We start from the raw sequence: 22,360 nt of genomic DNA, 5'->3' as shown, positions 1-22,360 counted from the left end.
CCTACAGGGGAATGGTGCGGTGGGGTGGCGTAGGAGCGGATCTTATCCGCGAAACGCGCTGGAACCTCCGGCTATCGCGGACAAGGTCCGCTCCTACAGGGGAATGGTGCGGTGGGGCGGCGTAGGAGCGGATCTTATCCGCGAAACGCGCCGGAACCACCGGGTATCGCGGACAAGGTCCGCTCCTACAGGGGGATACCGTGCCTCACGGCGGATTGTAGGAGCGGGCCCTGCCCGCGATTTCGCGCGCAGGGCGCGCTCCTACAGAGGCACGGTGCTCAACCCACCTGCTCGGACCCGCTCAGCACCTCTTCCTCGCGTGGGCGCGGCAGCGAGGAGAGCAGGGCCATGATCAGCGCCGCCAGGTAGGGCAGCGACTGCACCAGCAGCATCACCACCCAGAACATCAGGTCCGGGCTGGGCACGCCCTGCACCAGCACGATGCCCAGGGCCGCGCCCCACAGCAGGAGCATGATGAACACTTCCTCGCGGGCCTCCGCCAGGGCCACCAGCAGGCCGTGGCTGGAGCGCATCTTCGGCGTGCGGAAGAAGGGGATGGAACGGGTGACGAAGCCGTACAGCACCGCCTTGGCGATGGTGTGCGACAGCGACAGCCCGGCCAGCGCGGCGAACAGTGCGTCGCGCAGGTTCACGCCCACGGTGCGGCGGTAGAGGAAGAGGATCTTGCCGACCTTGAAGGCGAACAGCGTCAGCGGCAGGATCGCGAAGATCAGCAGCGGCGGGTCGACGCGCTTGGGCACGATGATCATCGCCGCCGACCAGAGCAGCGCGCCGAGGGTGAAGAAGATGTTCATGCCGTCGGCGATCCACGGCAGCCAGCCGGCCACGAAGTGGTAGCGCTGGCCGCCGGTCAGCTTGCTGCCGTCCGGGCCGCGGCCGCGCAGCAGGGCGTCGGTGTGGCGCTTCATGATCTGGATGGCGCCGTAGGCCCAGCGGAAGCGCTGTTTCTTGAAGTCGATGAAGGTGTCGGGCATCAGGCCCTTGCCGTAGCTGCGCTCGAAGTAGGCCGCCGAGAGGCCGCGCTCGAACACCCGCAGGCCCAGCTCGGCGTCCTCGGTGATGCACCATTCGGCCCACTTCAGCTCGTCCAGCACCTGGCGCCGGACCATGGTCATGGTGCCGTGCTCGATGATCGCGTCGCGGTCGTTGCGGGTGACCATGCCGATGTGGAAGAAGCCCTTGTACTCGGCGTAGCAGAGGCGCTTGAAGGTGTTCTCGTGCTGGTCGCGGTAGTCCTGGGGCGACTGCACCACGGCGATCTGCGGGTCGGCGAAGTGCGGCACCATGTGCTTGAGCCAGTCCGGCTCGACGCAGTAGTCGGAGTCGATCACCGCGATCACCTCGGCGTCGGGCGCGACGAACTGCAGCGCGTAGTTCAGCGCGCCACCCTTGAAGCCGGCCAGGGGCGCCACGTGGAAGAAGCGGAAGCGCGGGCCGAGCAGTTCGCAGTGGGCCTGCACCGGCTCCCACACCGCCGGGTCCTTGGTGTTGTTGTCGATCACCAGGACCTCGAAGTCCGGGTAGTCGAGCTTCGCCAGGGCGTTCAGCGTCTCCTTGAGCATTTCCGGCGGCTCGTTGTAGCAGGGCACGTGGATGGAGACCTTGGGCCGGTAGGCGTCGGCCGCGGTGACCGGCAGGAACAGGCGGCGGCGCTTGCGCGTCCATACCGCCTCGGCCAGCTCGTGGGCCTCGGTGAACAGCACTATCACCACGCCCAGCGCACCGATGCCCAGCAGCACGCCGACGGTGATGCTGAACCAGGTGCTGTACTGCTGGCTGTAGTCGTAGCCGATCCACACCAGGATGGACGCGCAGACGAACGAGACCACGGCGAGGAAGGTCCGCCCGCGCTGGCGCAGGGCGCTGCTGTCGATCAGCAGCAGGGTGAAGGTGAGCAGCGCCAGCACCACCGAGGCGATGGCCAGCACGCGCCACTTGGGAATGGCCACCACCGGGCCCTGGAAGTTGAACTTGGGCTGGCGCGCGGCGTTGAACACGCCCCAGTAGGCGCCCACCGAGCCTTCGTCGGTGTACTTCCACGGCTGGTCGAAGGCTTCGACCACGAAGTAGTTGTAGCCCTTCTTGTTCAGCGCGTTGGTCAGCTCGCGCAGGAAGATGGCCTGGTCCGCCTGGGTGGCGGTGGCGCCGCCGCGCATGCGGCCGTTGCTGGGCCAGCCGACCTCGGCCAGCAGCAGCGGTTTTTTCGGGAACTTCAGGCGCAGGTCGCGGGCGCGCTCCAGGACGAACTGCACCGAGTCCTGCATGGGCACGAATTCCCAGTAGGGCAGTACGTGGGCGGCGATCAGGTCGACGTGCCGGGCCAGTTCCGGGTACTTCTCGTAGATGTGCCACTGCTCGGCGGTGGTCACCGGCACCTTCACCGCGGCGCGGACGCGGTCGAGGTAGCCGATCAGCTGGTCCTTGGTGACTTCGCGGCGGAACAGCGCCTCGTTGCCGACTATCACCCGCACCACGCTGCGCGAGCGGTTGGCGATCTCGATGCCGCGGGCGATCTCCGCCTCGTTCTCGGCCTCGTCGGCGCTGATCCAGATGCCCAGGCTGACGCGCATCCCGTACTCCTCGGCGAGGAAGGGGATGTCGGCCAGGCTGCCCTTGGTCGAGTAGGTACGGATGTTCTCGGTCATCCGCGAGACCAGCTCCAGGTCCGAGCGGATTTCCTCGTCGCTGGGGAAGCGGCCGCTCTGCGGGCTCTGGTCCAGACGGAAGGGCGAGAAGGAGAAGCCGGAGATGCTTTCCGGCCAGTCCGGCGCGCTCACCGGGCGGTTGTACAGGGCCCAGACGCCGGTGAGCAGGGCGGCCAGGGCGACCAGGACGACCAGGTTGAGGCCGAATTTGCGTGATGGCATGGAGCGATCGGGTTCCTGTCGGTGTTTCGGGGCCGGGAACGGGTCGGCGCGCATCCTACCCCGCACCCCCCTGGGTGTATAGCTCCCGTCCGGCGCCCCGGGGCCGGCGTAGAATGTCAGCAGCGCCCGGCAGCGGTCTTGCCGGGGGTCAATTCGGCCGGCCCTGGCGCCCGCCTTCCTATAGAATGCCGGGCGTTTTTTGCGGAGACACTGTGATGGTAGTGGACGATCAGCGTTTCGGGGGCATCGCCCGCCTCTACGGCACCCAGGGGCTGGAGCGCCTGGCCGCGGCCCACGTGGCGGTGGTCGGTATCGGCGGCGTCGGCTCCTGGGCGGCCGAGGCCCTGGCGCGCACCGGCGTCGGCGAGATTTCCCTGTTCGACCTGGACGACGTCTGCGTGACCAACACCAACCGCCAGGTCCACGCCCTGGACGGCGCCGTGGGCAAGCCCAAGGTGGAGGTGATGGCCGAACGCATCCGCGCCATCAACCCGGCGTGCAAGGTCCACGCGGTGGCCGACTTCGTCACCCGCGAGACCATGGCCGAGTGCATCACCCCCGACATGGACTTCGTCATCGACTGCATCGACAGCGTGCCGGCTAAGGCGGCGCTGATCGCCTGGTGCAAGCGGCGCAAGATCCAGATCGTCACCACCGGCGGCGCCGGCGGCCAGGTCGACCCGACCCAGGTCCAGGTGGCCGACCTGAACAAGACCTTCAACGACCCGCTGGCGGCCAAGGTGCGCTCGCTGCTGCGCCGCGACTACAACTTCTCGCGCACGCCGGGCCGCCACTACAGCGTGCCCTGCGTGTTCTCCACCGAGCAGCTGCGCTACCCCAAGCCGGACGGCAGCGTCTGCCAGGCCAAGGGCTTCGTCGGCGAAGGGGTGAAGCTGGACTGTGCGGGTGGTTTCGGGGCGGTGATGATGGTTACGGCCACCTTTGGCATGGCTGCGGCGGCGAGGGCTGTGGATAAGTTGGTGGCGGGGGCGCGGCGGCCTTCGGAGCGTAGCGCGGCTGGAAATCCCTTGTAGAAGCGAGCCTGCTCGCGAATGGCGACGTCAAGCTCGGCTCCGGAGCGATGTCGAAGTCTGCACCCTCTCCCCAGCCCTCTCCCTGAAGGGAGAGGGGGCATGTCCGTGCCGACGGACAGGCATGGTTTCAACCTGCAGTTTCGTGTCCGGCTAATACCGAGATATCCGACTCTGCCCAACGGTCCCCTCTCCCTTCAGGGAGAGGGTTAGGGAGAGGGGCGGTGTACCAGCCAGCACTTTGATAGCCGGCGAATACCGTTCGCGAGCAAGCTCGCTCCTACGAACGGCGGTGTGTACCGATCAGCTCCTGCATCCGTTTCAGCACCGCATTCAAGCCATTGCTGCGTGACGGGGAGAGTTGGCGGCCCAGGCCGAGGTCGCTGAACCACTGCCCCAGGTCCAGTTGCGCCAGTTCCTCCCCCGGCAACCCCTGCACCCGCACCAGCAGCAGCGCGATCAGCCCGCGCAACAGCCGCGCATCGCTGCTCGCGCGGAAATGCCAGGCGCCATCTCGCTGTTCCGCCACCAGCCACACCAGGCTTTCGCAGCCGTGGACGCGGTTGGCTTCGTTGCGCTCTTCCTCGCCCAGGGGTTCCAGCTTGTCGCCCCACTGCATCAGCAGGCGCGCGCGCTGTTCCCAGGAAGGCTGGCCGGTGAAGGCCCCCAGCGCCTGGAGGGCAGCTTCGGGCAGGCTCATCGCAGCAGCTCCAGGGCGCCGTCCAGGGCATGGAAGAAGCGTTCCAGGTCGGCGCCGTCGTTGTACAGGCCCAGGGAGACGCGGATGGCGCCGGGCAGGCCCAGGCGCTTGAGCAGCGGCATGGCGCAGTGGTGTCCGGCGCGCACCGCCACGCCCTGTTCGGTGAGCAGGTGGGCGAGGTCGGCGCTGTGCACGTCCCGCACCACGAAGCTGGCCAGCGCCGCCTGAGGCTCGCCCAGCAGGCGCACGCCGTCGCGGGCGCGCAGGCCAGCTAGCAGTTGCGCATGCAGCACGGCCTCGTGGGCGGCCAGCTCCGCGGCGTCCTGGCGGGCCAGCCAGTCCAGGCTGGCACCCAGGCCGATCACCGCGCCAATGGCCGGGGTACCGGCCTCGAAGCCCAGCGGTGCCGGGCGGAAGTGCGCGCTCTGGTAGTCGGCGTTCTGCACCATCTCGCCACCGAACTGCCAGTGGCGCAGGCGCGCCAGCGCCTCCGTGCGGCCCCAGAGCAGGCCCAGGCCCTCGGGGCCGTAGAGCTTGTGGCTGGAGAACACGTAGAAGTCGCAACCCAGGGCGGACAGGCTGTGGCGGCCATGGACCACGCCCTGGGCGCCGTCCACCACGCTCAGCGCACCCTGGGCGCGGGCCAGGGCCAGCAGTTCCGGCAGGGGCTGCCAGGTGCCGAGTACGTTGGATAACTGGCTGACGGCCAGCAGCCGGGTGCGCGGGCCGATCAGTTGCCGGGCGACCTCGAGGTCGATCACCCCGCGGTCGTCCAGCGGCAGCACCACCAGCTTCGCCCCGCGGCGCAGCGCCAGTTGCTGCCAGGGCAGCAGGTTGGCGTGGTGCTCCAGGGCGCTGACGGCGATCTCGTCGCCTTCGCCGAACAGCGGCTCCAGGCCGTAGGCCAGCAGGTTCAGTGCCTCGGTGGCGCCATGGGTGAACACCAGCTGTTCCGGGCTGCCCGCATCCAGCCAGTGCGCCAGGCGCGTACGCGTCGCCTCGAAGGCGCGGGTGGCGCGCTCGCCGGGCAGGTGCTGGGCGCGGTGCACGTTGGCGGCGCCGCTGGCGTAGTAGCCGGCCAGGGCGTCGAGCATGGCCTGGGGCTTCTGCGCGGTGGCGGCGCTGTCCAGGTAGGTCTGCTCCTCGGCCGCCAGCGCGGCGAGGGCAGGGAAGGCGGAGCGCCAGGGGGAATGCAAAGCCATAAGCCTCAAGCCTCAAGCTGCAAGCCAAAGTGCCTTTACTTGCAGCTTAGGGCTTGCAGCTTGCCGCTTCCCGTCTCAGTTATGCGCGTGCAGCGCTTCGTTCAGCTCGATGGCGGTCTTGTTGGTCTTGCACTCCACCGCGCCGGTCTGGGAGTTGCGGCGCAGCAGCAGGTCCGGCTGGCCGGCCAGCTCGCGGCCCTTGACCACCTTGACCAGGTTGTTCTGGTCGTCCAGCAGGGCGATCTTGGTGCCGGCGGTGACGTACAGGCCGGCCTCGACGATGTTGCGGTCGCCCAGCGGGATGCCGATGCCGGCGTTGGCGCCGATCAGGCAGCCTTCGCCGACGCTGATGACGATGTTGCCGCCGCCGGACAGGGTGCCCATGGTCGAGCAGCCGCCGCCCAGGTCCGAGCCCTTGCCGACGAACACGCCGGCGGAGACGCGGCCTTCGATCATGCCCGGGCCTTGGGTACCGGCGTTGAAGTTGACGAAGCCTTCGTGCATCACGGTGGTGCCTTCACCGATGTAGGCACCCAGGCGCACGCGGGCGGTGTCGGCGATGCGCACGCCGGCCGGGACCACGTAGTCGGTCATTTTCGGGAACTTGTCCACCGAGAAGACTTCCAGCAGCTTGCCCTTCAGGCGCGCTTCCAGTTGCAGCTCGGCCAACTCGGCCAGGTCGACCGCGCCGATGTTGGTCCAGGCCACGTTCGGCAGCAGCGCGAAGATGCCCGACAGGTTGACGCCGTGCGGCTTGACCAGGCGGTGCGAGAGCAGGTGCAGCTTCAGGTAGGCCTCGGGGGTGGAGGCGGGGGCCGCGTCTTCGGCCAGCAGGGTGGCGACCAGCGGCTTCTGGCTCTCGGCCAGGCGGTTGAGCAGCGCGGCCTGGGCCGGGGCCAGGGTCTTCAGGGCGTCGGCCAACTGGTAGGCCTGCTGGTTGCTGAACGCGATGGCCTGGTTGCCGGCTTCGTAGCCGAGGATCGGCGCGACGGCGGCGACCAGCTCGGCGGCCGGGTTCAGCAGCGGTTGCGCGTAGAAGACTTCCAGCCAGGCGTCCTGGCGGTTCTGGGTGCCGACGCCGAAGGCCAGGCTGAACAGGGATTGGGACATGTGCGGTTCCTCGAAAAACGGTGGAAGGTGTCAGGCCAGCGCAGCGGCGTAGGCGTCGGGCTTGAAGCCGACCAGGGTGCGGTCGCCGAGGTCGAGCACCGGGCGCTTGATCATCGACGGCTGGGCGAGCATCAGCTCGATGGCGCGGGCTTCGTCGAGGTCGGCCTTCTGCGCCTCGTCGAGCTTGCGGAAGGTGGTGCCGGCGCGGTTGAGGACCGTCTGCCAGCCGTGCTCGGCGCACCATTGCTGCAGGTGCGCGCGGTCTATTCCGCTAGTCTTGTAGTCGTGGAAGGCATACTCGACGCCATGTTCCTCCAGCCAGGTGCGGGCTTTCTTCATGGTGTCGCAGGCCTTGATTCCGTAGATGGTCCGCTGGGTCACGGGCGGCGCTCCTCGTCGTTCCTTTGGCAAGCGCGGGATTATGCCATTTTCCCGCGAAGTTGCGGGTGGCGGGGAAGGCGCGGCGGACCTTTCGTCATTGCAATAGTCTATTGCTCGACCGGGAGCTGATGGAAAGCATCTCTGGATGTTTCAATGTGGCGCCGCGAACTGACGACCGGGAGATCGTCGATGCAAACCGTGTATACCGTGCTCATCCTCTTGCTGGTGGTCGGGGGCACCCGCCTGGTGGCGCAGTTGCTGCCCTTGCCGCTGCCGCTGATCCAGATCGCCTCGGGGGCGATCCTGGCCTGGCCCAGCCTGGGGTTGCACGTGGCGCTGGACCCGGAACTGTTCATGTTCCTGTTCATCCCGCCGCTGCTGTTCGCCGACGGCTGGCGCATGCCCAAGGGCGAGTTCTGGCAGATGCGCTGGCCGATCCTGACGCTGGCCTTCGCCCTGGTGCTGTTCACCGTGGCCGGCGGCGGGGCCTTCATCCACCTGCTGATTCCCGAGATTCCCTGGGCCGCCGCCTTCGCCCTGGCCGCGGTGCTGTCGCCCACCGACGCCCTGGCGGTGTCGGCCATCGCCCAGAACCGCCTGCCGCGGCGGCTGATGCACGTGCTGCAGGGCGAGGCGCTGATGAACGACGCCTCGGGCCTTGTGGCCTTCAAGTTCGCCATCGCGGCGGCCATGACCGGGGCCTTCTCGCTGCTCGACGCCAGCCTCAGCTTCCTCCTCGTGGCCATCGGCGGCCTGGCCTGCGGCGTGGTGCTGAGCTGGCTGCTGGGGCGCATCCGCGGCTGGATGATCCGCCGCGGCTGGGACGACCCGGCCACCCACGTGGTGCTGATGCTGCTGCTGCCGTTCGCCGTGTACATGGTCGCCGAGGAGTTCGGCGTGTCCGGCATTCTCGCGGCGGTGGCGGCGGGCATGATGCAGAGCTGGACCGACCTGCTGCCGCGGCAGACCAACACCCGCGTGCTCAACCGCAGCGTCTGGTCGATGCTGGAGTTCGCCTTCAACGGCGTGGTGTTCCTGCTGCTGGGCCTGCAGCTGCCGGACATCCTCAAGTCGGTGACGCACCACGCCGGCGACAGCCTGTGGCGTTCCTCGCTGCTGCTGTTCTACGTGCTGGCGGTGTACGCGGTGCTGATCCTGCTGCGCTTCGCCTGGGTCTGGTGCTACTGGAAGCTGTCGCTGCGCTTCGAGCGCTGGTGGGGCATCGAGCTGGGCGGCAAGCCCGGCGAGCCGGTGCTGCGGCTGTCGGCGATCTCGGCGCTGGGCGGGGTGCGCGGGGCGGTGACCCTCGCCGGCGTGCTCTCGGTGCCGCTGCTGCTGGGCAGTGGCGAGCCCTTCCCGCAGCGCGACCTGATCATCTTCATCGCCGCCGGGGTGATCCTGGTCTCGCTGCTGGCGGCCACCCTGGGCCTGCCGGTCCTGCTCAAGGGCCTGCCGGTGGCCAGCAACGACCAGTCGGAGCTGGAGTTCCGCTCGGTATGGCGGCGCACGGCGGTGGCGGCCATCCACATGCTGGAGAAGGAGGAAATGCCGGCCGGCGAGAAGGTGGATGCCGAGGAGGCGACGCGGCTGGCGGAGGTGAAGGCGCGGCTGATGGCCGAGTACCGCCAGCAGCTGGACCCGGCGCCGGACAGCGCCGAGGCCCGGCAGCGCGCGCGCAGCCTGGAGGTGGCCGACCAGGCCCTGCGCATCAAGGCGCTGCGTACCCAGCGCCTGGAGTTGTACCGCCTGCGCCGGGAGAACCTGGTGGACGACGAGACCATGCGCAAGGTGCTGGCCGACCTGGACTCCCAGGAGGCCTGGCTGACCAGCAAGGCTGCGCGCTGGGTGTAGGGCGGCGGCAGGCGGCTTCGAGCTTGACCACGGCGCGGGCTGAAGCCTAGGTGAAACGGCGTATAACCGCGAACGGTTATACGCCCTACGTCAAGGGTGGGCTCGGCGTAGGGCGAATAACGCTCCGCGTTATCCGCCGTTTGGCCTTGGCTACAGGCGGCTCCGAGGTTGACCTGGGCGTAGGAGGCTCTTCGTAGGAGCGAGCTTGCTCGCGAACAGACTCCGCTGCGGGTCCGTTCGCGAGCAAGCTCGCTCCTACAGGGGCGGGGAGGGCGTTACCTGGCCTGGACGAACCGCTTGATCCGCTCGGCCGCTTCCACGCACTCGGCCAGCGGGGCCACCAGGGCCATGCGCACGCGGTTGGCGCCGGGGTTCTCGCCGTCCACTTCGCGCGACAGGTAGGAGCCCGGCACCACGGTGACGTGCTGTTGGTCGAACAGGCCGCGGCAGAACTCGGTGTCGGCGATGGGCGTCTTCGCCCACAGGTAGAAGCTGCCGTCCGGGCGCTGCACGTCGAGCACGCCCTGGAGGATGTCCAGCACCGCGTCGAACTTCTCGCGGTACAGGTCGCGGTTGGCGCGCACGTGGTCCTCGTCCTGCCAGGCGGCGATGCTGGCCAGTTGCGTCTGCACCGGCATGGCGCAGCCGTGGTAGGTGCGGTAGAGGAGGAATTTCTTCAGCACCTCGGCGTCGCCGGCGACGAAGCCCGAGCGCAGGCCCGGCAGGTTGGAGCGCTTGGACAGGCTGTGGAACACCACGCAGCGCCCGAAGTCCGAGCGGCCCAGCTCGGCGCAGGCGCTGAGCAGGCCGGGCGGCGGGTTGCCTTCGTCGAAGTACAGCTCGCTGTAGCACTCGTCGGCGGCGATCAGGAAGTCGTACCGGTCGGCCAGGGCGATCAGCTTCTTCAGGGTGTCTATGGGCACCAGAGCGCCGGTGGGGTTGCCTGGGGAGCAGAGGAAGAGGATCTGGCAGCGCTGCCAGACCTCCGCCGGCACCGCGTCGAAGTCCGGGTTGAAGCCGTTCCCGGCGCGGCAGGCCAGGTAGTGCGGCTGGGCGCCGGCCAGCAGGGCCGCGCCTTCGTAGATCTGGTAGAAGGGGTTGGGGCTGACCACCAGGCCCTGTTGGCCACGGTCGACCACGGCCTGGGTGAAGGCGAACAGCGCCTCGCGGGTGCCGTTCACCGGCAGCACGTGGCGCGCCGCGTCCAGCCAGCCGGCGGGGACGCCGAAGCGGCGCCCGCACCAGGCGGCGATGGCTTCGCGCAGGGCCGGCAGGCCCAGGGTGGTCGGGTATACCGCCAACTGGTCGAGGTTGTCGGCCAGGGCCTTGGCCACGAACGCGGGCGAGCGGTGCTTGGGCTCGCCGATGGACAGCGCGATGTGCGGCAGCCCGGCCGGCGGCTGGGCGCCGGCGAGCAGGGCGCGGAGCTTCTCGAAGGGGTAGGGCTGGAGCAGGTCGAGGTCTGGGTTCATGTAAGTCGCTCGTCAGATGCTGATGCGGACCGGAACGGTTTCCTGGCCGTTGGCCTGTGACAGTTGCTCGACCAGGGCTGCCTGCAGTCGCTTGCACAGGTCCGGGTCGGAGAGTGGCTGGTTGTGCGCGTCGGTGACGTAGAACACGTCCTCCACGCGCTCGCCGAGGGTGGCGATCTTGGCGTTCTGCACCGACAGGTCGAAGTCCAGGAACAGCCCGCCGATGCGCGCCAGCAGGCCCGGGCGGTCGGGGGCGATGACCTCGAGCACGCTGACCTGGCGCGAGGCGTCGGTGGAGATGGTCACCAGCGGCGCGAAGGCGAAGTGCTTGAGCTGCCGGGGCACGCGGCGCTGGATGATGGTCGGGTAGTCGTCGGGGTTCTTCAGCGCGTCCACCAGGCCCTGGCGGATTTCGGCGATCCGCTGGGGATTGTCGCCGATCGAGCCGCCATCGGCGTCCAGCACTATGTAGGTGTCGAGGGTGAACAGGCTGGTGGAGGTGATGATCCGCGCGTCCTGGATGTTCAGGTTCAACTGGTCCATCGCCGCCACGGTCACGGCGAAGAAGTCGTGCTGGTCGGCGGCGTAGATGAATATCTGGGTGCCGCCCTCGAACTCGCGCTGGGTGGTTTCCTTGATCAGCACCAGCGGCGTGCCGTCGTGCGGGTGCTGGAGGATGGCCTCGGTGTGCCAGGCCACGTCGGCGGCGCTGTGGCGCAGGAAGTAGTCGTCGCCCAGCTGGCTCCAGAGCTGCTCGGCGTCGTCCTGGTCGATGCCGTCGCGGACCAGGATGTCGATGGCCGCGCTCTGCGTCTGGCGGATCTGCTCCTCGCGGTCCAGCGGGTTCTCCAGGCCGCGGCGCAGGGCGCGCTTGGTCTCGGTGTAGAGCTGGCGCAGCAGGCTGGCGCGCCAGGAGTTCCACAGGCTCGGGTTGGTGGCGTTGATGTCGGCCACGGTGAGCACGTAGAGGTAGTCCAGGCGCGTCTGGTCGCCCACCAGCTGGGCGAAGTCGAAGATCACCTGCGGGTCGGAGAGGTCCTTGCGCTGCGCGGTGGTGGACATCACCAGGTGGTTCTGCACCAGCCAGCTGACCAGCTGGGTGTCCCACTGCGGCAGCTGGTGGCGCTGGCAGAACAGCTCGGCGTCCACCGCGCCCAGCTCCGAATGGTCGCCGCCGCGGCCCTTGGCGATGTCGTGGTAGAGCCCGGCGAGGTAGATCAGCTCCGGCTTGGGCAGGCGCTCCATGATCTTGCTGGCCAGCGGGTACTTCTCGGCCATGTCCGGGCGCTGCAGCTTGCGCAGGTGCTTGATCAGGTTGAGGGTGTGCGCGTCCACCGTATAGATGTGGAACAGGTCGTGCTGCATCTGCCCGATGATCAGGCCGAACTCCGGCAGGTAGCGGCCGAGGATGCCGTAGCGGTTCATCCGCCGCAGGTTGCGGTGGATGCCTTCCTTGCACTTGAACAGCTCGATGAACAGGCTGGTGTTGCGGATGTCGTGGCGGAAGTCGTCGTCGATCAGGTGCCGGCTGTCGCGCAGCAGGCGGATGGTGTCGGCGCGCACGCCCTTGATCTCCGGGTGCTGGGCCATCAGCACGAAGATTTCCAGCAGGGCGAAGGGGGTGCGCTTGAAGACGTTGGCGTTGGTCACCTCCAGGTAGCCGTCGCGGACCTGGAAGCGGCTGTTCAGCGGCGTCACATTGCCGCCTTCGCCGGCGCGCAGGATGACCTCCTCGAAGTGCTGCATGATCAGGTCGTTCAGCTCGGAGACCGCCATCACCACCCGGTAGTACTTCTGCATGAAGCGCTCGACGGCCAGCTTGGCGTCGCTGTCCTGGTAGCCGAGCATGCCGGCGATGCGCCGCTGGTGGTCGAACAGCAGGCGGTCCTCGGCGCGCCCGGCGAGCATGTGCAGGGCATAGCGGACCTTCCAGAGGAACTCCTGGCAGGAAGCCAGCACGCTGGACTCGCTTTCCACCAGGAAGCCTTCCTTGACCAGCGCGTGCAGGTTGAGGCTGCCGAAATGGCGGCGGGCCACCCAGAGGATGGTCTGGATGTCGCGCAGCCCGCCGGGGGAGCCCTTCACGTTGGGCTCCAGGTTGTATTCGGTGTCGTTGTACTTGGTGTGGCGGTGGATCTGTTCCTTGCGCTTGGCCATGAAGAACTGCCCGCTCGGCCACATCTGGCTGCTGGCGGTGGCCTTGAGCATGCGCAGGCGCAGGTGGTCGGGGCCGGAGATGGTCCGGCATTCCATCAGGTTGGTCACCACCGTCAGGTCGGCGCGCGCCTCCTCGGCGCATTCGGCCACCGAGCGCACGCTCTGGCCGACTTCCAGGCCGATGTCCCAGAGCAGGGTGAGGAAGCCCTCGATGGGCTCGCGGAAGACTTCCTGGTCCTCGCTGTCGAGCAGGATCAGGATGTCGATGTCCGAGTGCGGGTGCAGTTCGCCACGGCCGTAGCCACCCACCGCCACCAGGGCGATGTCGGCGTCCTCGCTCCAGTCCAGGCGCTGCCAGGCCTGCTGCAGGATCTGGTCGACGAACCAGGCGCGGTCCTCGATCAGCCGGCGGATGTCGCGGCCGCCGTTGAAGCGCGCGTCCAGCACCTCGTTGGCCTGGCGGATGGCCTTCTTGAAGGCGGGGATGGGGCTGGATTTCAGGGCCAGTTCCGCCTGGAACTGCCCGCGGTCGAACAACTCGGGATCCACCTGCGGCATGGCGGCCTTCCTAATGCTGGGATGGGGGAGGGCAGGGGCAAGAGACCGGCCGGGCCTGGGCGCGTGGCGCCAGGCCCGGCGCTGGTGCCGGGCCGGGTTTTCTATGTTCTACCCAGCCGTCGGCGAGATTGCAAACGCCGCTCACGCGTTGGTGCGCGGGAAGCTCTCGTCGTTGCGCAGGGTGAGGATCTCGTAGCCGTCGGCGGTCACCAGCACGGTGTGCTCCCACTGGGCGGAGAGCTTGCGGTCCTTGGTGATGGCGGTCCAGCCGTCGCCCAGCAGGCGGGTTTCCGGGCGGCCCTGGTTGATCATCGGCTCGATGGTGAAGATCATTCCTTCCTTGAGTTCCAGGCCGGTACCGGCGCGGCCGTAGTGCAGCACCTGGGGCTCTTCGTGGAACACCTTGCCGATGCCGTGGCCGCAGTACTCGCGCACCACCGAGAAGCCATTCTTCTCGGCGTACTTCTGGATCACCTCGCCAATGTCGCCCAGGTGCGCACCCGGCTTCACCAGGGCGATGCCCTTGTACATGCATTCCTGGGTGATCTGGCTGAGGCGCTCGGCCCATTCGGCGACCTTGCCGACGGAGAACATCTTGCTGGTGTCGCCGTGGTAGCCGTCCTTGATCACGGTGACGTCGATATTGACGACGTCGCCTTCCTTCAGCGGCTTCTCGTTGGGAATGCCGTGGCAGACCACGTGGTTGATCGAGGTGCAGATGGACTTGGGGAAGCCCTTGTAGTTCAGGGGCGCGGGGATGGCCTGCTGGACGTTGACTATATAGTCGTGGCAGATGCGGTCCAGTTCGTCGGTGGTGACCCCGGGCTTGACGTGCTCGCCGATCATTTCCAGCACCTCGGCGGCCAGGCGGCCGGCGATGCGCATTTTCTCGATGTCTTCGGGCGTCTTGATGGTGACGGTCATAGAGTTCTCGGACGCGGGCGGAAAAGGACAATGGTAACAGTTTCGAGGGCGGCAGGCTGCAGGCGGCAGGCTACAGGCAGGAGCGGGGGTGTAGCGGGGCGCTTTGCGCTTGGCCTGCAGCCTACCGCCTGTAGCCTGCAGCAGCTTTCTGTGATATAAAGCGCCCCGCTTTTGCAGGCTATGGCCTGTTCAAGCCTAACCCACACATGCATCGACACGATGACCTGGGTGCCCTTCGACGCGTTCGGGGGTTGGTCATTGGGATGCATGGAGGCCCAACCCGACTTATCGAGGAACTATCATGTCCCAAGTCAACATGCGCGATATGCTGAAGGCCGGTGTGCACTTCGGCCACCAGACCCGTTACTGGAACCCGAAAATGGGCAAGTTCATTTTCGGCGCGCGCAACAAGATCCACATCATCAACCTGGAAAAGACCCTGCCGCTGTTCAACGATGCCCTGACCTTCGTTGAGCGCCTGGCCTCGGGCAAGAACAAGATCCTGTTCGTCGGCACCAAGCGTTCCGCCGGCAAGATCGTCCGCGAAGAAGCTGCCCGTTGCGGCATGCCGTACGTCGACCACCGTTGGCTGGGCGGCATGCTCACCAACTACAAGACCATCCGTCAGTCGATCAAGCGCCTGCGCGAGCTGGAAACCCAGCAGCAGGACGGCACCTTCGACAAGCTGACCAAGAAAGAAGCCCTGATGCGCACCCGTGATCTGGAAAAACTGGATCGCAGCCTGGGCGGCATCAAGGACATGGGCGGCCTGCCGGACGCCCTGTTCGTGATCGACGTCGACCACGAGCGCATCGCCATCACCGAAGCCAACAAGCTGGGCATCCCGGTCATCGGCATCGTCGATACCAACAGCAGCCCGGACGGCGTCGACTACGTCATCCCCGGTAACGACGACGCCATCCGCGCCGTTCAGCTGTACCTGGGTTCGATGGCCGAAGCCGTACTGCGCGGCCGTCAGAACGCCCAGGGCGGTGCTGACGAGTTCGTCGAAGAAGCGCCGGCCGAATCCGCCGAAGGCTGATTCCGGGGCGTCCAGACGTCCAGCGGTGCGCAAAAAGGGGGCCTGGCCCCCTTTTTGCCACTCCCGAATTCCGCCCGGCCCGCCGGGCGATCTGGTTTTGAGAACCAACTCAAGAGGATTTGCAAATGGCAGAGATCACTGCAGCACTGGTTAAAGAACTGCGCGAGCGCACCGGCCAGGGCATGATGGAGTGCAAGAAGGCCCTGGTTGCCGCTGAAGGCGACATCGAGAAGGCCATCGACGACATGCGCGCTTCGGGCGCCATCAAGGCTGCCAAGAAGGCCGGCAACATCGCCGCCGAAGGTTCCATCGCGGTGAAAGTGGCCGACGACGCCAAGGCCGCCACCATCATCGAAGTCAACTCGCAGACCGACTTCCTGGCCTTGCAGGACGACTTCAAGAACTTCGTCGCCGCCAGCCTGGACAAGGCTTTCGCGCAGAAGCTGACCGACGCCGCTCCGCTGATCGCCGAGCAGGAGTCCGCCCGTGAGGCCCTGGTCGCCAAGTGCGGCGAGAACGTCAACATCCGTCGTCTGGCCCGCGCCGAAGGCGACGTGGTTGGCGCCTACCTGCACGGCCACCGCATCGGCGTACTGGTCACCCTGAAAGGCGGCAACGCCGAACTGGCCCGTGACATCGCCATGCACGTGGCTGCCAGCAACCCGCAGTTCCTGGACCCGTCGCAGGTTTCCGAGGACGCCGTGGCCAAGGAAAAGGAAATCTTCCTGGCGCTGAACGCCGACAAGATCGCCGGCAAGCCGGAGAACATCGTCGAGAACATGGTCAAGGGCCGTATCGCCAAGTTCCTCGCCGAAGCCAGCCTGGTCGAGCAGGCGTTCGTCAAGGACCCGGAAGTCAAGGTCGGCGACCTGGCCAAGAAAGCCGGTGCTGAAATCGTCTCCTTCATTCGTTTCGAAGTAGGCGAAGGCATCGAGAAGGTCGAGGCCGACTTCGCTGCCGAGGTTGCTGCTCAAGTAGCTGCATCCAAGCAATAAGACGGTTTCCACCGTCGCCCCGGAAGAGGCTGCCCGCTCGCGCGTGCGGCCTCTTCGTCAAACTGGGGAGGCCATTCGGGGCGGTCTCCGCGGCTTCGCACCGTTCGTCGGCTCGCGGCGCTGCTAGCCTGGTAGGGCCAGGCTTCCCCGACAGGCGCCCGGTCAGGCGCCCCGCATTCCACATCGCCGCAGGAGAAAAAGGTCATGGCTCAGCAGCTGAGCGCACGTCAACCTCGCTATAAACGCATTCTTCTAAAACTGAGCGGCGAAGCCCTGATGGGCAGCGAAGAGTTCGGTATCGACCCGAAAGTCCTGGACCGCATGGCCCTGGAGATCGGCCAACTGGTCGGCATCGGCGTCCAGGTCGGCCTGGTCATCGGCGGCGGCAACCTGTTCCGCGGCGCGGCCCTGTCGGCGGCCGGCATGGACCGCGTCACCGGCGACCACATGGGCATGCTGGCCACCGTGATGAACGGCCTGGCCATGCGCGACGCCCTGGAGCGCTCGAACATCACCGCCATCGTCATGTCGGCCATCAGCATGGTCGGCGTCACCGACCATTACGACCGCCGCAAGGCCATGCGCCACCTCGCCAGCGGCGAAGTGGTGATCTTCTCCGCCGGTACCGGCAACCCCTTCTTCACCACCGATTCCGCCGCCTGCCTGCGCGCCATCGAAATAGATGCTGACGTGGTGCTGAAGGCGACCAAGGTCGATGGTGTGTACACTGCCGATCCGTTCAAGGACCCGAACGCCGAGAAGTTCGAGCGCCTGACCTACGATGAAGTGCTCGACCGCAAGCTGGGCGTGATGGACCTGACCGCCATCTGCCTGTGCCGCGACCAGAAAATGCCGCTGCGGGTGTTCAACATGAACAAGCCGGGCGCGCTGCTGAATATTGTTGTTGGTGGTGCCGAGGGCACCCTGATCGAGGAGGATTGACATGATCAACGAGATCAAGAAAGAAGCGCAGGAGCGCATGGGCAAGGCCCTGGAGGCCCTGGGCCACGCCTTCGCCAAGATCCGCACCGGCCGTGCGCACCCGAGCATCCTGGACAGCGTCATGGTGTCCTACTACGGCTCCGACACCCCGCTGCGCCAGGTCGCCAACGTCACCGTCGAGGATTCCCGCACCCTGGCCCTGAACGTGTTCGACAAGAGCATGATCCAGGCGGTCGAGAAGGCCATCATGACTTCCGACCTGGGCCTGAACCCGGCCACCGCCGGCACCACCATCCGCGTGCCGATGCCGGCCCTGACCGAGGAAACCCGCAAGGGCTTCACCAAGCAGGCCCGCGCCGAGGCCGAGCAGGCCCGCGTCTCCGTGCGCAACATCCGCCGCGACGCCCTGGCCCAGCTCAAGGACCTGCAGAAGGAAAAGGAAATCAGCGAGGACGAAGAGCGTCGCGCCGGGGACGAGGTGCAGAAGCTCACCGACAAGTTCGTCGCCGAGATCGACAAGGCCCTCGAGGCCAAGGAAGCGGATCTGATGGCCGTCTGACGGCCAGGTTGCAGTCATGGACAAGACCAAGCTGGTGGCCGCGGTGCCACGTCACGTGGCCATCATCATGGACGGCAACAACCGCTGGGCGAAGAAGCGTCTGCTGCCCGGCGTCGCCGGGCACAAGGCCGGCGTCAGCGCGGTTCGTGCGGTGGTCAAGACCTGCGCCGAGGCCGGTGTCGAGGTTCTGACGCTGTTCGCCTTCTCCAGCGAGAACTGGCAGCGCCCGGTCGACGAGGTCGGCGCGCTCATGGAACTGTTCCTCATGGCCCTGCGCCGCGAGGTACGCAAGCTCGACGAGAACGGCATCCGCCTGCGCATCATCGGCGACCGCAGCCGCTTCCATCCGGAGCTGCAGGCCGCCATGCGCGAAGCGGAGAGCCTCACCGCCGGCAACAAGGGGCTGCTGCTGCAGGTGGCGGCCAACTACGGTGGCCAGTGGGACATCACCCAGGCTGCCCAGCGCCTGGCCCGCGAAGTGCAGGCCGGACACCTGGTGCCGGACGACATCACCCCCGAGCTGATCCAGGGTTGCCTGACCACCGGCGACCAGCCGTTGCCGGACCTGTGCATCCGCACCGGCGGCGAACACCGCATCAGCAACTTCCTGTTGTGGCAGCTGGCCTACGCCGAGCTGTACTTCTCCGATCTCTACTGGCCGGACTTCAAGAGCGCGGCGATGCGCGAAGCGCTGGCCGACTACGCCACCCGCCAGCGTCGCTTCGGCAAGACCAGCGAGCAGGTGCAGGCCGAGGTCCCCCCGTCATGCTGAAACAACGGATCCTCACGGCGCTGGTGCTGCTGCCCGTCGCGCTGGGTGGTTTCTTCCTCCTCGATGGCGCCGCCTTCGCGCTGTTCATCGGCCTGGTGGTGACCCTCGGCGCCTGGGAATGGGCGCGCCTGGCCGGCTACAACGAACAGCCGGCCCGCGTCGGCTATGCCGGCGTGGTCGCGTTGCTCATGCTGCTGTTGTACTGGCTGCCGCAGCTGGCCGGCGCCGTGCTGCTGCTGGCGGTGCTCTGGTGGCTGCTGGCGACCGTGATGGTGCTGACCTACCCGGACAGCGCCTCCAGCTGGGGCGGCCGCTGGCGCCGCCTGCTGATCGGCCTGCTGATCCTGCTGCCGGCCTGGCAGGGCCTGGTGGTGCTCAAGCAGTGGCCGCTGGCCAACTGGCTGATCGTCGCGGTCATGGTCCTGGTCTGGGCCGCCGACATCGGCGCCTACTTCTCCGGCAAGGCCTTCGGCAAGCGCAAGCTGGCGCCGCGGGTCAGCCCCGGCAAGAGCTGGGAAGGCTTCTACGGCGGCCTGGCGCTGAGCCTGGCGATCACCTTCGCGGTGGCCATCTACCGTGACTGGTCGGTGCGCGAGCTGCTGCTGGCGCTGCCGTGCGCGGCCGTGGTGGTGGCGCTGTCGGTGGTCGGCGACCTGACCGAAAGCATGTTCAAGCGCGAATCCGGCCTGAAGGACAGCAGCAACCTGCTGCCGGGCCACGGCGGCGTCCTCGACCGCATCGACAGCCTCACCGCGGCCATTCCGGTCTTCACCGCGCTGCTCTGGGCCACCGGTTGGGGTGCGCCATGAGCGCGCCGCAGCAGGTCTGCGTGCTGGGCGCCACCGGCTCCATCGGCCTGAGCACCCTGGACGTCCTCGCGCGGCATCCGCAGCGTTACAGCGTCTTCGCCATCACCGGGCATTCCCGCCTCGCCGAGCTGGAAGCCCTGTGCCTGGCCCATCGGCCGCGCTTCGCGGTGGTCGCCCGCGACGAGCAGGCCCGCCACCTGCAGGGCGCCCTGCGGGCGGCCGGCCTGGACACCCGCGTGCTGGCGGGCGAGCCGGGGCTGTGCGAGGTCGCCGGCCATCCCGAGGTGGACGTGGTCATGGCCGCCATCGTCGGCGCGGCCGGCCTCAAGCCGACCCTGGCGGCGGTGCAGGCCGGCAAGCGCGTGCTGCTGGCCAACAAGGAGGCGCTGGTGATGTCCGGCGCCCTGTTCATGCACGAAGTGCAGGCCCACGGCGCGGTGCTGCTGCCGATCGACAGCGAGCACAATGCCATCTTCCAGTGCATGCCCGGCGACTACGCCCGCGGCCTGGGTGCGGTCGGCGTGCGGCGCATCCTGCTGACCGCCTCCGGCGGCCCGTTCCGCGAGACGCCGCTGGCGCACCTGGCGGAGGTCTCCCCGGAGCAGGCCTGCGCCCATCCCAACTGGTCCATGGGGCGGAAGATCTCCGTCGACTCGGCCAGCATGATGAACAAGGGGCTGGAGCTGATCGAGGCCTGCTGGCTGTTCGATGCCTCGCCGTCGAAGGTCGAGGTGGTGATCCACCCGCAGAGCGTGATCCATTCCCTGGTCGACTACGTGGACGGCTCGGTGCTCGCCCAGCTGGGCAACCCCGACATGCGCACGCCCATCGCCCACGCCCTGGCCTGGCCCGAGCGCATCGATTCCGGGGTATCCCCGCTGGATTTGTTCAGCATCGCCTGCCTGGACTTCCAGGCGCCCGACGAGCAGCGCTTCCCCTGCCTGCGCCTGGCGCGCCAGGCGGCCGAGGCGGGCGGCAGCGCGCCGGCGATGCTCAATGCCGCCAACGAGGTGGCGGTGGCCGCATTCCTCGAACGGCGCATCCGTTTCACCGAGATCGCGGTTATCATCGACGAGGTGCTGAACCGCGAGGCGGCCACGCCGGTCGAAAGCCTCGACGTGGTGCTGGAGGCCGACCGCCGCGCGCGCGAAGCCGCGCAGGCCTGGTTGCACGGGCGGGCTCGCTAGGCCCTGAGCCTTGGAGGTAGAGATGAGCGCACTTTACATGGTCGTCGGGTTGATCATCGCCCTCGGCGTCCTGGTGACATTCCACGAGTTCGGCCACTTCTGGGTGGCGCGCCGCTGTGGGGTCAGGGTGCTGCGCTTCTCGGTGGGCTTCGGCACGCCCCTGGTGCGCTGGCACGACCGCCACGGCACCGAGTTCGTGGTGGCCGCCATCCCGCTGGGTGGCTACGTGAAGATGCTCGACGAGCGCGAGGGCGAAGTGCCCCTCGACCAGCTCGACCAGGCCTTCAACCGCAAGACGGTGTTCCAGCGCATCGCCATAGTCGCGGCGGGCCCGGTGGCCAACTTCCTGCTGGCCATCCTGTTCTTCTGGATCCTCGCCATGCTGGGCACCCAGCAGGTGCGCCCGGTCATCGGCGCCATCGTGCCCGACAGCCCGGCGGCGCTGGGCGGCCTGGCCGCCGGCCAGGAAGTGCTGGCGGTGGACGGCGAGCCGGTGGACGGCTGGGCGGCGGTCAACCTGCGCCTGGTGCGGCGCCTGGGCGAGACCGGCGAGCTGGCCGTCAGCGTGCGCGAGCCGGGCTCCTCGGCCCAGAGCCTGCACCAGTTGCCGATCAAGGCCTGGCTGAAGAGCGCCGACAACCCCGACCCCATCGGCGGCCTGGGCATCCAGCCGTGGCGCCCGGCGATGCCGCCGGTGATCGCCGAGCTGGACCCGCAGGGCCCGGGCAAGGCCGCGGGCCTGGCCATCGGCGACCGTCTGCTGCGGGTGGACGGCCAGGCGGTGGACGACTGGCAGCAGGTGGTCGACAAGGTGCGTGCCCGTCCGGAGCAGTCGGTGAGCATCGCCCTGCTGCGCGACGGCCAGGAGCGTGAGCTGACGCTGAAATTGGCGGCCAAGGGCGAGGGCAAGGCCCGTGCCGGTTACCTGGGGGCCGGTGTCGCCGGCGGCCAGTGGCCGGCGGAAATGCTCCGCGAAGTCCGCTTCGGCCCGGGCGCCGCGGTGGGGGAGGCGCTCTCCCGGACCTGGTCGATGAGTCTGCTAACCCTGGATTCTCTAAAGAAAATGGTGCTGGGCCAGCTCTCGGTAAAAAACTTGAGCGGGCCGATAACCATTGCTAAAGTGGCGGGCGCTTCAGCCCAGTCCGGCGTAGGGGATTTTCTGCATTTCCTCGCCTATCTGAGCATAAGTTTGGGGGTTCTCAACCTGTTGCCGATTCCCGTCCTCGATGGCGGGCATCTGTTGTTCTACCTGGTCGAGTGGGTGCGTGGCCGCCCATTGTCAGAGCGGGTCCAGGCTTGGGGGATGCAGATCGGCATCAGCCTGGTCGTTGGGGTCATGTTGCTGGCCCTGGTCAACGATCTGAGTCGACTGTAGCTGCCATTGGGTTTCGGATCTGCCGCCTCACGCGGCAGATTCTTTATTTGTCAGTTGGAAAAAAAAGGACTCCATGAAACGCTTTCTGTTACCCGCGGCTCTTTCCGCGTTGATGATCGCCCAGGTTCACGCAGAGTCCTTCACAGTTTCCGACATCCGCGTCAACGGCCTGCAGCGCGTATCCGCGGGTAGTGTATTCGCCGCCCTGCCGCTGAACGTCGGCGACCAGATCGACGACCGCCGTCTGGTCGAGGCGACCCGCTCGCTGTTCAAGACCGGCTTCTTCCAGGATATCCACCTCGGCCGCGATGGCAACGTGCTGGTCATCGACGTGGTCGAGCGCCCGTCGATCTCCAGCATCGAGATCGAAGGCAACAAGGCCATCAGCACCGAAGACCTGATGAA

General features: G+C 67.5%; 18 protein-coding genes and 1 pseudogene. 11 read left to right on the top strand and 8 right to left on the bottom strand.

The annotated features are described in order from the left end of the window. Positions 1-278: 278 nt before the first annotated feature. The gene (locus VV867_RS24340; RefSeq protein ID WP_275628940.1) at positions 279-2,888 is read right to left on the bottom strand and encodes a glycosyltransferase; all 2,610 of its coding nucleotides are present in this window, start codon (positions 2,886-2,888) and stop codon (positions 279-281) included. A 215-nt stretch (positions 2,889-3,103) separates the two neighbouring features. Between VV867_RS24340 and tcdA the strand changes: the two genes are divergently transcribed. Further along, positions 3,104-3,922: a tRNA cyclic N6-threonylcarbamoyladenosine(37) synthase TcdA gene (tcdA, locus tag VV867_RS24335; protein WP_275628941.1), complete on the top strand. Its 819-nt coding sequence runs from the start codon at positions 3,104-3,106 to the stop codon at positions 3,920-3,922. Between the two features lie 277 nt (positions 3,923-4,199). On the opposite strand, the gene VV867_RS24330 is transcribed toward tcdA, so the two are convergent. The 4 genes from VV867_RS24330 to VV867_RS24315 all read right to left on the bottom strand — a co-directional run bounded on the left by VV867_RS24330 (position 4,200) and on the right by VV867_RS24315 (position 7,312). Then, positions 4,200-4,619, bottom strand: a complete 420-nt coding sequence (locus VV867_RS24330; RefSeq protein WP_275628942.1) for a SufE family protein — start codon at positions 4,617-4,619, stop codon at positions 4,200-4,202. After that, positions 4,616-5,821, bottom strand: a complete 1,206-nt coding sequence (locus VV867_RS24325) for an aminotransferase class V-fold PLP-dependent enzyme (protein WP_328567772.1) — start codon at positions 5,819-5,821, stop codon at positions 4,616-4,618. The genes VV867_RS24330 and VV867_RS24325 overlap by 4 nt, the downstream gene beginning before the upstream one ends. 75 nt (positions 5,822-5,896) lie before the next feature. Beyond that, the gene (gene dapD / locus VV867_RS24320; RefSeq protein ID WP_328567771.1) at positions 5,897-6,931 is read right to left on the bottom strand and encodes a 2,3,4,5-tetrahydropyridine-2,6-dicarboxylate N-succinyltransferase; all 1,035 of its coding nucleotides are present in this window, start codon (positions 6,929-6,931) and stop codon (positions 5,897-5,899) included. Positions 6,932-6,961: 30 nt separating this feature from the next. Then, positions 6,962-7,312, bottom strand: coding sequence for an ArsC family reductase (locus VV867_RS24315; protein ID WP_275628944.1), 351 nt, complete (start codon positions 7,310-7,312; stop codon positions 6,962-6,964). Between the two features lie 189 nt (positions 7,313-7,501). Here VV867_RS24315 and VV867_RS24310 point away from each other — a divergent pair, with 189 nt between their 5' ends. Next, on the top strand, positions 7,502-9,163 hold the full coding sequence (locus VV867_RS24310; RefSeq protein WP_109936104.1) for a Na+/H+ antiporter: 1,662 nt from the start codon (positions 7,502-7,504) through the stop codon (positions 9,161-9,163). A gap of 275 nt (positions 9,164-9,438) precedes the next feature. On the opposite strand, the gene dapC is transcribed toward VV867_RS24310, so the two are convergent. The 3 genes from dapC to map form a co-directional block, all read right to left on the bottom strand. Continuing rightward, positions 9,439-10,635: a succinyldiaminopimelate transaminase gene (gene dapC / locus VV867_RS24305; protein WP_328567770.1), complete on the bottom strand. Its 1,197-nt coding sequence runs from the start codon at positions 10,633-10,635 to the stop codon at positions 9,439-9,441. Positions 10,636-10,647: 12 nt separating this feature from the next. After that, on the bottom strand, positions 10,648-13,350 hold the full coding sequence (locus VV867_RS24300) for a [protein-PII] uridylyltransferase (RefSeq protein WP_328567769.1): 2,703 nt from the start codon (positions 13,348-13,350) through the stop codon (positions 10,648-10,650). A 141-nt stretch (positions 13,351-13,491) separates the two neighbouring features. Continuing rightward, positions 13,492-14,274, bottom strand: a complete 783-nt coding sequence (gene map / locus VV867_RS24295; protein ID WP_109936107.1) for a type I methionyl aminopeptidase — start codon at positions 14,272-14,274, stop codon at positions 13,492-13,494. A gap of 301 nt (positions 14,275-14,575) precedes the next feature. On the opposite strand from map, the gene rpsB reads away from it, so the two are divergent. From rpsB to VV867_RS24250, 9 genes and pseudogenes are all read left to right on the top strand, one after another. Further along, positions 14,576-15,316 carry a 30S ribosomal protein S2 gene (rpsB, locus tag VV867_RS24290; protein ID WP_074985305.1) on the top strand — a complete coding sequence of 247 codons (741 nt, stop codon included), beginning with the start codon at positions 14,576-14,578 and terminating at the stop codon, positions 15,314-15,316. Between the two features lie 125 nt (positions 15,317-15,441). Continuing rightward, positions 15,442-16,311, top strand: coding sequence for a translation elongation factor Ts (gene tsf, locus VV867_RS24285; protein WP_089391580.1), 870 nt, complete (start codon positions 15,442-15,444; stop codon positions 16,309-16,311). Between the two features lie 204 nt (positions 16,312-16,515). Next, positions 16,516-17,253 (top strand): UMP kinase, encoded by a 738-nt coding sequence (pyrH, locus tag VV867_RS24280; protein ID WP_009616635.1) that lies wholly within the window; start codon positions 16,516-16,518, stop codon positions 17,251-17,253. Between the two features lies 1 nt (position 17,254). After that, the gene (frr, locus tag VV867_RS24275) at positions 17,255-17,812 is read left to right on the top strand and encodes a ribosome recycling factor (protein WP_328567768.1); all 558 of its coding nucleotides are present in this window, start codon (positions 17,255-17,257) and stop codon (positions 17,810-17,812) included. A 16-nt stretch (positions 17,813-17,828) separates the two neighbouring features. Further along, positions 17,829-18,584, top strand: a complete 756-nt coding sequence (uppS, locus tag VV867_RS24270) for a polyprenyl diphosphate synthase (protein WP_109933535.1) — start codon at positions 17,829-17,831, stop codon at positions 18,582-18,584. After that, complete coding sequence (locus VV867_RS24265) at positions 18,578-19,393, top strand: phosphatidate cytidylyltransferase (RefSeq protein WP_328567767.1); 816 nt, start codon at positions 18,578-18,580, stop codon at positions 19,391-19,393. The genes uppS and VV867_RS24265 overlap by 7 nt, the downstream gene beginning before the upstream one ends. After that, entirely contained in the window at positions 19,390-20,580 is a 1,191-nt protein-coding gene (gene ispC / locus VV867_RS24260; RefSeq protein WP_328567766.1) for a 1-deoxy-D-xylulose-5-phosphate reductoisomerase, read from the top strand. Before VV867_RS24265 ends, ispC begins: the two co-directional genes overlap by 4 nt. A gap of 22 nt (positions 20,581-20,602) precedes the next feature. Next, positions 20,603-21,955 carry an RIP metalloprotease RseP gene (gene rseP / locus VV867_RS24255; protein ID WP_275628953.1) on the top strand — a complete coding sequence of 451 codons (1,353 nt, stop codon included), beginning with the start codon at positions 20,603-20,605 and terminating at the stop codon, positions 21,953-21,955. Between the two features lie 73 nt (positions 21,956-22,028). Beyond that, positions 22,029-22,360 (top strand): annotated as a pseudogene (locus VV867_RS24250) (outer membrane protein assembly factor BamA); the annotation flags it as partial.

It is taken from the genome of Pseudomonas sp. JH-2, from assembly GCF_036231725.1.
GTDB lineage: Bacteria > Pseudomonadota > Gammaproteobacteria > Pseudomonadales > Pseudomonadaceae > Pseudomonas > Pseudomonas delhiensis.
The sequence above is the reverse complement of the archived record's forward strand: the minus strand, read 5'-3'. Positions and strand labels throughout refer to the sequence as shown.